Source organism: Celeribacter sp., from assembly GCF_048259695.1.
Classification (GTDB): domain Bacteria; phylum Pseudomonadota; class Alphaproteobacteria; order Rhodobacterales; family Rhodobacteraceae; genus Celeribacter.
In genome coordinates, this window is record NZ_JBLXHL010000031.1 from 1 (window position 1) to 8,941 (window position 8,941).

14 protein-coding genes are annotated in these 8,941 nt (G+C 64.1%); 3 read left to right on the top strand and 11 right to left on the bottom strand.

What is annotated here, in order from left to right:
* The 11 genes from ACN0Q0_RS16725 to ACN0Q0_RS16775 form a co-directional block, all read right to left on the bottom strand.
* On the bottom strand, nucleotides 1-285 hold a 285-nt coding region (locus tag ACN0Q0_RS16725; protein WP_417244405.1), incomplete at its 3' end, for a hypothetical protein.
* Nucleotides 282-2,387, bottom strand: coding sequence for a DNA cytosine methyltransferase (locus ACN0Q0_RS16730; protein WP_417244406.1), 2,106 nt, complete (start codon nucleotides 2,385-2,387; stop codon nucleotides 282-284). The genes ACN0Q0_RS16730 and ACN0Q0_RS16725, both read right to left, overlap by 4 nt.
* Complete coding sequence (locus ACN0Q0_RS16735) at nucleotides 2,387-2,665, bottom strand: hypothetical protein (RefSeq protein ID WP_343502104.1); 279 nt, start codon at nucleotides 2,663-2,665, stop codon at nucleotides 2,387-2,389. The genes ACN0Q0_RS16730 and ACN0Q0_RS16735 overlap by 1 nt, the downstream gene beginning before the upstream one ends.
* Nucleotides 2,666-2,675: 10 nt before the next feature.
* Complete coding sequence (locus ACN0Q0_RS16740; protein WP_343502105.1) at nucleotides 2,676-3,035, bottom strand: HNH endonuclease; 360 nt, start codon at nucleotides 3,033-3,035, stop codon at nucleotides 2,676-2,678.
* Nucleotides 3,032-3,433 (bottom strand): recombination protein NinB, encoded by a 402-nt coding sequence (locus tag ACN0Q0_RS16745; protein WP_343502106.1) that lies wholly within the window; start codon nucleotides 3,431-3,433, stop codon nucleotides 3,032-3,034. The genes ACN0Q0_RS16740 and ACN0Q0_RS16745 overlap by 4 nt, the downstream gene beginning before the upstream one ends.
* Nucleotides 3,433-4,149 (bottom strand): hypothetical protein, encoded by a 717-nt coding sequence (locus ACN0Q0_RS16750; protein WP_417244407.1) that lies wholly within the window; start codon nucleotides 4,147-4,149, stop codon nucleotides 3,433-3,435. Before ACN0Q0_RS16750 ends, ACN0Q0_RS16745 begins: the two co-directional genes overlap by 1 nt.
* 11 nt (nucleotides 4,150-4,160) lie before the next feature.
* Entirely contained in the window at nucleotides 4,161-4,961 is an 801-nt protein-coding gene (locus ACN0Q0_RS16755; protein WP_417244408.1) for an ERF family protein, read from the bottom strand.
* Nucleotides 4,962-5,023: 62 nt separating this feature from the next.
* Complete coding sequence (locus tag ACN0Q0_RS16760) at nucleotides 5,024-5,191, bottom strand: hypothetical protein (protein WP_343502109.1); 168 nt, start codon at nucleotides 5,189-5,191, stop codon at nucleotides 5,024-5,026.
* On the bottom strand, nucleotides 5,188-5,520 hold the full coding sequence (locus tag ACN0Q0_RS16765; RefSeq protein ID WP_343502110.1) for a TRASH domain-containing protein: 333 nt from the start codon (nucleotides 5,518-5,520) through the stop codon (nucleotides 5,188-5,190). Before ACN0Q0_RS16765 ends, ACN0Q0_RS16760 begins: the two co-directional genes overlap by 4 nt.
* Before the next feature lie 228 nt (nucleotides 5,521-5,748).
* Complete coding sequence (locus ACN0Q0_RS16770; protein ID WP_343502111.1) at nucleotides 5,749-6,651, bottom strand: hypothetical protein; 903 nt, start codon at nucleotides 6,649-6,651, stop codon at nucleotides 5,749-5,751.
* Between the two features lie 46 nt (nucleotides 6,652-6,697).
* A complete protein-coding gene (locus ACN0Q0_RS16775) occupies nucleotides 6,698-7,333 on the bottom strand; it encodes a helix-turn-helix domain-containing protein (RefSeq protein ID WP_417244409.1) in 636 nt (211 codons plus the stop codon).
* Nucleotides 7,334-7,398: 65 nt separating this feature from the next.
* Between ACN0Q0_RS16775 and ACN0Q0_RS16780 the strand changes: the two genes are divergently transcribed.
* The 3 genes from ACN0Q0_RS16780 to ssb form a co-directional block, all read left to right on the top strand.
* Entirely contained in the window at nucleotides 7,399-7,620 is a 222-nt protein-coding gene (locus ACN0Q0_RS16780; RefSeq protein ID WP_343502113.1) for a helix-turn-helix transcriptional regulator, read from the top strand.
* Between the two features lie 69 nt (nucleotides 7,621-7,689).
* Nucleotides 7,690-8,091: a hypothetical protein gene (locus ACN0Q0_RS16785; RefSeq protein WP_343502114.1), complete on the top strand. Its 402-nt coding sequence runs from the start codon at nucleotides 7,690-7,692 to the stop codon at nucleotides 8,089-8,091.
* A gap of 327 nt (nucleotides 8,092-8,418) precedes the next feature.
* Nucleotides 8,419-8,941 (top strand): single-stranded DNA-binding protein (ssb, locus tag ACN0Q0_RS16790; protein WP_417244410.1); only part of this gene is annotated, 523 nt, incomplete at its 3' end.

The following is an 8,941-nucleotide window of genomic DNA, read 5'->3' on the forward strand; positions in this document are numbered from 1 at the left end:
CACTCCCACCACATCTAGAGAGCGGATTTTCCGGTGGTTGTTATCCACAGGAATCTCGACAATCGGGAGCTGAGCCTTCTCGACTGAGGCAAGAAAGTGACGCAGCGTGAACAAGGTCCGTGAGTGGACTGATACGCCCGAAGACCTCTTGGTGCAGATAGCCGGAATTTCCCCGGTTCTGAGAGGGAGGGCAAACTTTTGAAGACAGAACTTTTGTATTACCAGTTGCCCCGGTTTGGAAAATGTCCCCCCAATCCGGGGCATTTGGTGGGCGACGCCACTCATGCGGCAACCTCCCGAGCTTCGATCAGGTGCTCGCAGTTCGACCGCACCAGCGCCTCGGCCAGCGGCGGGCAGACGCTGTTCCCGACGCAGGAGACCTGCACGTCCTTCGGAAAGGCCTCGAACTCCCATTCGCCTCCTTCCTCGCGCCAGACGCCCTCGATCACGTAGTCGGAGGGGAAGCCCTGCGCGTTGAAGAGCTCGCGCGGGGTGAGCATCCGCATGCCCACGTCAACGATGACGAAGGACGTGCCGTCGATCTCGAGGGTGACGAACTCGCGATCATCCCAGAGCCCGGGCCGGCGCAGCAGCTCGGCCACCTGGCGCCCCCTGGGCGCGTGCGTCTCGTTGAAGGGCGGGGCCGCAAGCTCGGCCTGCATCGGCACGATCCGGTCCTTGGTGGTGATCGTGTGCATGGGCTCGGTGGCGGGCGCGCCGTCGCCAGTGCCGTAGTATTTCGCCAGCCATGCGGCGACAGGCGTCTGGTGGCTGCCCGAGCTGGTGACGGTCGAGATCGGCTCGTCGGCAGGGCGGCCCGGGTGGACGCCGCGCACGTCATTGTTTTGCTGGGCGAGGAAGGCCGCGACCGGGTATTGCTTCACCCCGCCGGCCACGACCGTGTTCAGCGGTGCGGTGATGTCGAGTGCGCGGGGTGCCTGGCCTTTCCGCTCGCCGTTCCCGACATGCACCATGGTCGCGGCGACCATGCTGTTCTGATCTTTCTTGCTAGCGCAGATGGTGTGGTGCGGATCCTCGACCGACCGGCAGCGCCCGCCTTGCTGTGCGTAGGTCAGCACCGGGGCCACGACAGCGCTGTGGTTGCCTGCGGCGCAGACGGTGGGGTGAGGCTGCGCCAGAGGGCCCATGCGGCGCGTCGTGCCTTTGAGACTTGCCAGCAGGGGCGCGAGGATGCCGAGAGGGGCCGCGCCGCCCGGGCGCTTGAGGTAGCTGTTGGCGGTCACCGTGGGGAGCGGTGACTCGATCTCGCTACCGGTGGCGCCGGTCATGAACTTGGCGATGGACGGGGCGATGAGGGTCAGTCCTGCGCCGCCGGCCGTCACGGTGTGGGCGGGCTCGGTGACGCCCTGCCACGGCTTCTGGCTGTTGCGCATAGTTGCCATGACCGGCGCGACCAAGGGGGGCGAGATGCCGCCTGCGGTCACAACGCCATGCGGCTCGGTCAGCGGGTATTCCCGGCGGCCGCCGCTGTCGCCGTGTGCGATGCTCACGAGATAGGGCTGCCCGGCGTCGAGCACGTAGCGGCGCAACCCCTTGGCTACGCGGGCAAGCGTGTTGTCCGCCAGCGGGCGCACCGCGCGCAGCCCGTGCTTCTCCATGATCTCGGCCTTGCTGTCGAAGATGCTCGGGCAGGGCAGCGACCAGTCGATGCATTCCGCCGCGGTGCGCCACGGCTGCAGCTTGCCCGCCTCCACCTCGGGGGAGTCCGGGGCGCCGTGGGTCGGCGCGGGCCAAACGATGCGCTGGCCGTCAAAGCGGATGGCGACGAACAGCCGCTTGCGGATCGTCGGGGCGCCGTAGTCGCAGGCGCGCAGCTCGCGGCGCTCGATCTTCCCGCCGAGCTTGCGGATCGCCTTGCACCAGGCGGCGAAGGTCTCGCCCTTGCGCGCCGGGCAGGGCATCAGACCGCGCTCGGTCTCGATCAGCGGGCCCCAGCCCGCGAACTCCTCGACGTTCTCCATCAGCACCACGTCGACGCGCCCGCCGCTCTTCTGGATGCGCTCGATCCAGCCGGGGATGATCCACGCGAGATCGCGGATGTTGCGCGCCACCGGCTTGCCGCCCTTGGCCTTGCTGAAGTGCTTGCAATCCGGGCTGAACCACATGAGGCCGATGTGCTTGCCTGCGAGGTGGTCGAGCGGATCGACGCGGTAGACGTTCTCGGACAGGTGCAGCGTCTCGGGATGGTTCGCCGCATGCAGCGCCAGCGCTGCCGGGTTGTGGTTGATCGCGATGTCGGGCCCGCGGCCAAGAGCCATCTCGATGCCGGTGCTGGCCCCGCCGCCGCCGGCGAAGCTGTCGACGATCAGCGGCAGGCCGGTGAAGGCGCGGTCGGGAAGCTCTGGGAAGTCGAAGGTGTCGCGCATCAGAGCCACCCCTCGAGCCAGACCGATGCCGCGCGGATCAGGGCCGCCAGCTGCTCAACGCCGGTTGCGATGACCCAGAGGCCCAGCAGGACGAGGATCAGGAAGACCGGCACGGCGAACCACCAGCCCTCAGGGAGAAGAGGACCCTTGCGGTCCATCTCGATCTTGTCCCGAAGGCCATCACCCTCGTATTCGCGCAGGGGGGGCAGGCTGTCGCTCTTGCGGTACTCGCGCTCGGCAGCCCGTCCGGTGGCCCGGAGGGCGTCAAATTTTGTCATGCTCACTGGTTCAGTCCTTCCAAACGGGTGTGCCGTCGAAGCGCCGATAGCTCATCTTGCGCTTGGGCTTGGCGAGCCCGAGGTGCTTGTTGCGCTTGCGCGCCTCGGTGGCCTTCTGCTGCACGTCGGCTCGGGTCTTCGCGCGATGGCAGGGCTTGCGGAGGGCGCGCAGGTTAGTCTCGTCGTTAGCGCCGCCAAGGATCAGTGCTTCGGCGTGGTCGAATTCGAGCGCCTCGCCTGCAACACCGAGCTTGACGCCGCAGCCACACCCGCAGACTCCACCCTGGCGGGCCACGATGCGTGCCTTGACGCGGGCCGGTACCGGGGTGTCGTCGGTGCGGCCGACCCATGCGGGGACAGCGCGGCTCATGCTGCCTCCATGAGCCCGGCGCGGCGCGTCTCGCGCCACTCGACGCCATGGCGGCTGCCGTACTCGTAGATGACCTCGATGAGGTCGCGCATCTGGGCGACCGTGAGGTGCGAGGAGCGGAAGCCGACCGGGAAGGGGCCGGTGCCGTCGAGGCCGTCAGCGAACTGGCACTGGTGCCCAAGGCTGTGCATGAAGGCCGCTTTCCAGGTCTCTCGGGTCCACTGGCGTCCCTCGGGCTCCGCCTCGGCCACGTCGTTCAGCATGGCCCAGAGCTTCTTGTTCTGCGGCACTGAGCGGGTCGGCTTGGTGATGCTGACCACGGAGTTGTCTGGGGCGGCGTCGAGCGCGCGCCGGGCATAGTCCCGCTGGCTCTGGCCGCGCAGGTAGATCATCGGCATCAGTAAGCCTCCTTCTCGGTCCAGACCCGGACGCCGGCGATCGTGCGGTCGCGATGGTTGCGCCGCACATAGTCCTCGATGAAGGCGGTCATCGCGGCGCGATCGTTCTGGGCGATGTCGTGCAGCGCGGCGCGGTGGTCATCGAGCGCGTATCGGGTGACGGTGCGGAGGCCCTTAGGCTTGTCCTTGGCGGGGGCGCTGGCGGTCTTCTGTGCGGCCTTGGCGTCTTCAATCTTCTGCGCTGCTTCGCGCTGCGCCTCGATGTCGCCGGCATCGGCGTGGCGCGCGGCTCCCTCGGCTTCGCGGCGCTTGCGCTCGGCTTCGGCGCGCTCGGCGCGCTCGGCCCGCGCCTTCTCCTCGGCAAGCTTGACCTTGAAATCGGAGACCAGGGACGCGAGCCCCTTCTTCATGCGCTCGGCATCGTCCAGCGTCGGCTTCCAGCGCGCCTTTTCGCCCTGCCAAGCCTTGTGGAGCGGTCCCACGGCCTCCTTCTCAGCTTTCCCAAGCTCGGTGGCGTAGGTGCGGATCTCCTTGAGTACCGCGTCGACGGCCTTCATTTGGTCCTCAGTGTCGACCTTCTTCCCGTCGAGCCAGTTCTCGGCCTCGGCGATCGCATCGCCGTAGGGTTCGATTGCTGCGTCGATGGGGTCGATCTCTGCCGGCGGGTTGTTGTGGCCGATCGTCGCGATGTCGCTGGTGGCGTTGTCTTTGGGCATGATGCGGCTCCTCAGTAGGGGATTTCGTCGATGTCGCCGTATCCGCCGCCCTGCGGGCCGCTGGCGTTGGCATCGCGCCATTCCTGCATGGCGCGCTGGACGCGGTTCGCTTCATCCGACGCCAAGGTTTGAAGGCGGGAAAACTCTTTCCGGAAGCGTTCGTCTGCATCGACACGATCGGCGCCGACCTCACGAATGCTGGCGATCATCTTGTCGGCAACCTGCCGCGCGTTCGGCCCGCGCTGCTCTTGGTGCTGTTCGCGACGCTGGCTGCGATGCGGCTCACGGCCCGGCCCGTTGTCTTCGATGGGGTCCGCCGCGTGGGCGTCATCGTCGACCTCCGCAGAGAGGCCGAGAGCAGCCTTCAGCGTGTAGCGCTGCAAGTAGGTGACCGCCGATCCGATGGACTGGAAGCCGTTCTTATTGCCGGAGGTGTCAGGCTGCGCGAAAAGGGACGTCTCCTCGCTGTGCCCGTCGGCGTGGGCGATGATGCAGGTCACCTTCACGCCACCGCTCGCCTGGTCTGTGCGGAAGCGATACGAAAGGCCGTGCTCCGCCATTACTGGATCGATCACCTTGGCGATGCCCGCGAGCGTCTCATGACGGTAGTGCGTCCGGCCCTTGGCGCTGGTGAAGTCGACCATGGCGTCCTTGTGGATCGGCGGGAAGCTGGAGCGGGCGCCGGAGAGGGCCTTGGCGAAGGCAACTTTGGCGCTCTGCGCGTCCATCCGCTCCTTCATCGCGAGCATGCGCTCGAGCTTGTCGAGGTCGGCGTCGGGATTGAGGACGATGCGCTCGATCATGGCGACCATAGGGTCGTCCTTGATGTGGACACCCTCACCGGTCGGCCGCGTCTGATGCTCAACTCCCGCACTCATGCTGCTTGCTCCTTCTGGGAAAGAACCGCCGGCGCATCAGTGGTCGCATCCTGCAGGGCGCGTTCCGCAATGGCGGTGGTGGTTTCAGGGTAGGCGCGGGCGAAGTCGGCCAGCGCGTCGTTGATGTGGCCATTCAAAAGGCTCTGCAGGGCGCTTTCGGTCACTGCTGACTCCACTCGGCCATGCAGTCCTCGCAGCAGAAGACGAACTTCCGGTCGTCAATCGCGGCCATGTGGGAGTCGTCGTCCGCCACCTCTCCGCACTGCTCGCAGATGGTCACTTCCTCGGCGCAGGTTCCGCAGACCGGTCCTCCGTAGCGGCGTTCCATGGCGACCAGCGTCGGCGCGTCGAATTCGACTGGATGGCTGCGCGCCATTTCCTCGGACCAGAGCGTGTCGTCGTTGCAGCAGGCGCAAGTGAGGGTGGCTTCGCCGAAGGCGCTCAAGGCGAGAACGCTGGTGCTGATTTCGGTCGTGCGGTGGTGAAAGCTCATCGGGTGTCTCCCTATGGAATTCCCCGCGATTGGCGTTGCCTCTTCGGCGGGGGTAGGGAAATATTTACACAATGTAAAAAGACGGTTCAAGAAGTAAATTTACACTATGTGAATAAACGGTGTAGGGATGGCTTGAGCCCTGCTGCAGTTCCCCTGTCAGCGCGGTGCTGACGGCAAAGAAAAACCCCGCCGGAGCGGGGCTGATGGAGTTCCGAGTTTTACCTCCAGTCACTCGAGGCGCGCATCGATCGCATAGAAGTTCTTGATCCGGCCATCGGGTAATCTGGTCGTCTTTCCCGTTAGGGTGATGGGGCGATCTTCAGCTAGTGCGGTAATGTAGGCGTTGTGAGGTTGATCAAAAGCGGGGTCTGAAATCGTAACCGAAAACGTGCGCTTTTCTTCTTCGTCCTCCGGGTCATAGACGAACATTGTTCGCCTCTGTTGGCGGAGCCCTTCTGCTCGGAAGGTCATGTCGAGGCGATCACTGACCTCTAGAGTTTCTTTTGCTCGGATGGCGTCTGCGGTGGGTTCATCTATCTGAGCAAGGCCCTCATCACCACGCCCACCCATATGGAAAGACGTTGCGGAGCGGCCCACCGGCGTGATGGCTTGGCGGGCCGCCGGATGAAGGGATTGAGCCTGACCCTGAAGAAGAAGCCTCATGCTCTCACGTTCCCGCTGACGATCAGTATAAACGGCCTCGCGCTCGCTGTGGCGCTGTTCGTGCTCTCGGGCCATAGACTCAGAAAGGATATCGAGCATCTTTTCCATGGTTTCGTCCGCTTCTCGTCTTCGTCCGCCGAACCACAACATAACGAAATTCACGAAGTGTTCCACAAACTTCGATTGGATGGCTTGGGTGAGGGATGGCCAGAGCGGGAGTAGACCAGGGGCAATGCCTGTCAACCAACCTATGTCATAGCTGCCTGCCTTAGGCTCGCTGACGGACAGGATCAATGAGGGCTTTCGCGGCTTTTGCTTCTGGATTTTGCCGGTCTCAAGAGTCATGAGGACGGTTGAGATGATGGCATCTAGACCAGTGAGAGCGGCCCCCAAGTCGCGTGCTGGGAGCGTATGAAGAGAGGCGTCCAGCCCGTCAAAGACGAAGGACCGCCGGTCGTAATCACCCAAAGCCACTCAACAAACCTCTCACTCAATATGCACTATTGGCCGCTCGTTACGCCTTCCTGGCAAACTCTGCTGGCCAATGAAGCCGCACGCGTGCCGCCCACTTGAGGCGCGCGTCCCAATCTGGGGTGGTGCCGGGCTTCAAGCCGAGTAGGTGAAACAGGCCAGGCTCAGGTCCAGAAGTCACATGACGGACCGAGCTGACGCCATGCTCATCTGTTGCTATGCAAATATGTCCGACTGCGTCATCTGGGACGCCCCCAGCAGAATCCTCTGCCTTGAAAATCAAGTAGTCACCTTCGTTGAAGATCGGCGACATGCCGTCTCCCTCGACAAGTAGCGCGCGGAGCTCATCCGACCCAGTTTGAATGGGTCTTTCAATCGCCGGCTTTTTTACCGATTGGTGATTTCTAAAGAAGTCGACGCGGGCGCCAGCGCCGACCTTGCCGGCAATGGCGATCGTGGGTCGGTCCTCGATGATCAGTTCTGAAACGGTCACGCGCAGGATGTTCGCGATGCCCTCTAGGTAGGTCTCGTTCATCCGGCGCTTGCCGGTTTCTAAGCCATTATAGAGGCCGGGAGAGATGCCCAGCATCTCGGCCATGTATTCTTGGGTAAAGCCGGCGGCTTTCCGTTTTTCACGTATGCTGAACTTCATGCCGATCCTATGCGGCAATGCAGCCACGGGCTCCATAAACACTATGTAAAATCCGCCTTGCTGTGAAAATTCACATAGTGTAAAAGTTCTTCATGAACATCACCGAACATATCAGCACCCGCGGCCTCTCGAGAGCCGATGTTTGCGCCAAGGCGGGCATTTCTAGAGCCTACCTGAGCCTCATCGAGAGGGGGTTGCGCAGCATTGGACCGGCCAAGGTCCATGACCTCGCTGACGCTCTTGGCGTGAGCGTGAAAGACCTGCGCCCCGACCTCGCGAAGGTCTTCGCTGGTAGCTCGCCTTCCGCCGCCTGAACCCAAACACTGTTCCATGCCTCGAACATGGGCCAGCGCAAAGCAATACCCAAGAAAACGAGGTTTCTCATGCAGGTCTACCGCGGCCCGGCGATCAGAGCGCTCTACAAGCAGCTCGTCGCGGATTTCGGCGGCGTCGAGGCTGCCGCGCACCTTATCGGCTGCGAGAAGGGCACGATCTCGAAGCAGATGAACGGCCATGCCGCCATCGGTGCGGAGCACTACGGAGCGCTCGAAGACGCGGTGCGTCGCTGGCCCATCACCGAACTGATGTTCGCCCGCAGGGAGCGGAGCTCCGAGGAAGTCGAGCGTGATGCCTTGATCATGAGCGCGATGCGAGAACTGGCCGATGTAGGCCCTGCGCTGCTCGCCCTCGCTGCGAGGGGCGATGCCGCCGCGATCATGAAAGAGGGGCCGGAAGCACTTGAAGTGCTCAACCGGCTGGTTCGCCACGTGGAGAGCCAAGAATGACCCAGACACCGGCCAATCTCCTCCTGGCCGGCCCGCGCGGTGAGCCGGTCTCCCCTCATGTGTCCCGCCGCGCACCCGAATTCCTCAGCCGCCCCGCATGCGGAGCCACTCCCGCATTTCGGAACCCAACACGTGCAGCGGGGCCGCGTGGCGGCTGTTGGAGCCCCGCACCCATTCCGAGCCGCGCGGGAACCTATCCCCGTGAGAGCTCGCGCCACCGGGGCCGCGAGGCGGCTCAGGAAGCCCCGGAAACCTCCCTGTTGAATACTGGCCGGGGGCCCTGAGCTCCCGGCGCCTTTCTGCAACCTCTCATTACAGGAGCGCCACATGGCCGCATCACTGAACAAAGTCATGCTCATCGGTCACCTCGGGGCTGATCCCGAAGTCCGCACGTTCCAGTCGGGAGGCAAGGTCTGCAACCTGCGCCTTGCGACCTCGAAGTCGTGGAAAGACCGCAACACGGGCGAGCGCCGAGAGCGCACCGAATGGCACTCGATTGCCATTTTCGCAGAAGGCCTCGTGCGGATCGCCGAGCAGTATCTGCGCAAGGGCTCCAAGGTCTACATCGAGGGCGAGCTCGAGACACGCAAGTGGCAGGATCAGTCCGGCCAGGACCGCTACACGACCGAGATCGTGCTGCGCCCATACGGTGGCACGCTGACGCTCCTCGATAGCCGCCAGCGCGACGGCGGCGGGGACAGCGGCTATTCCGGCGGGGGCTCCTACGATGACGGCGGCCGTGGCGGCTACTCCGGAGGCGGCTATGACCGCGGCGATGGTTACGGCGCCGGCGGTCGAGGCGGCTCGCGCGATATCGACGACGAGATCCCCTTCAGCGCCGAATGGAGGG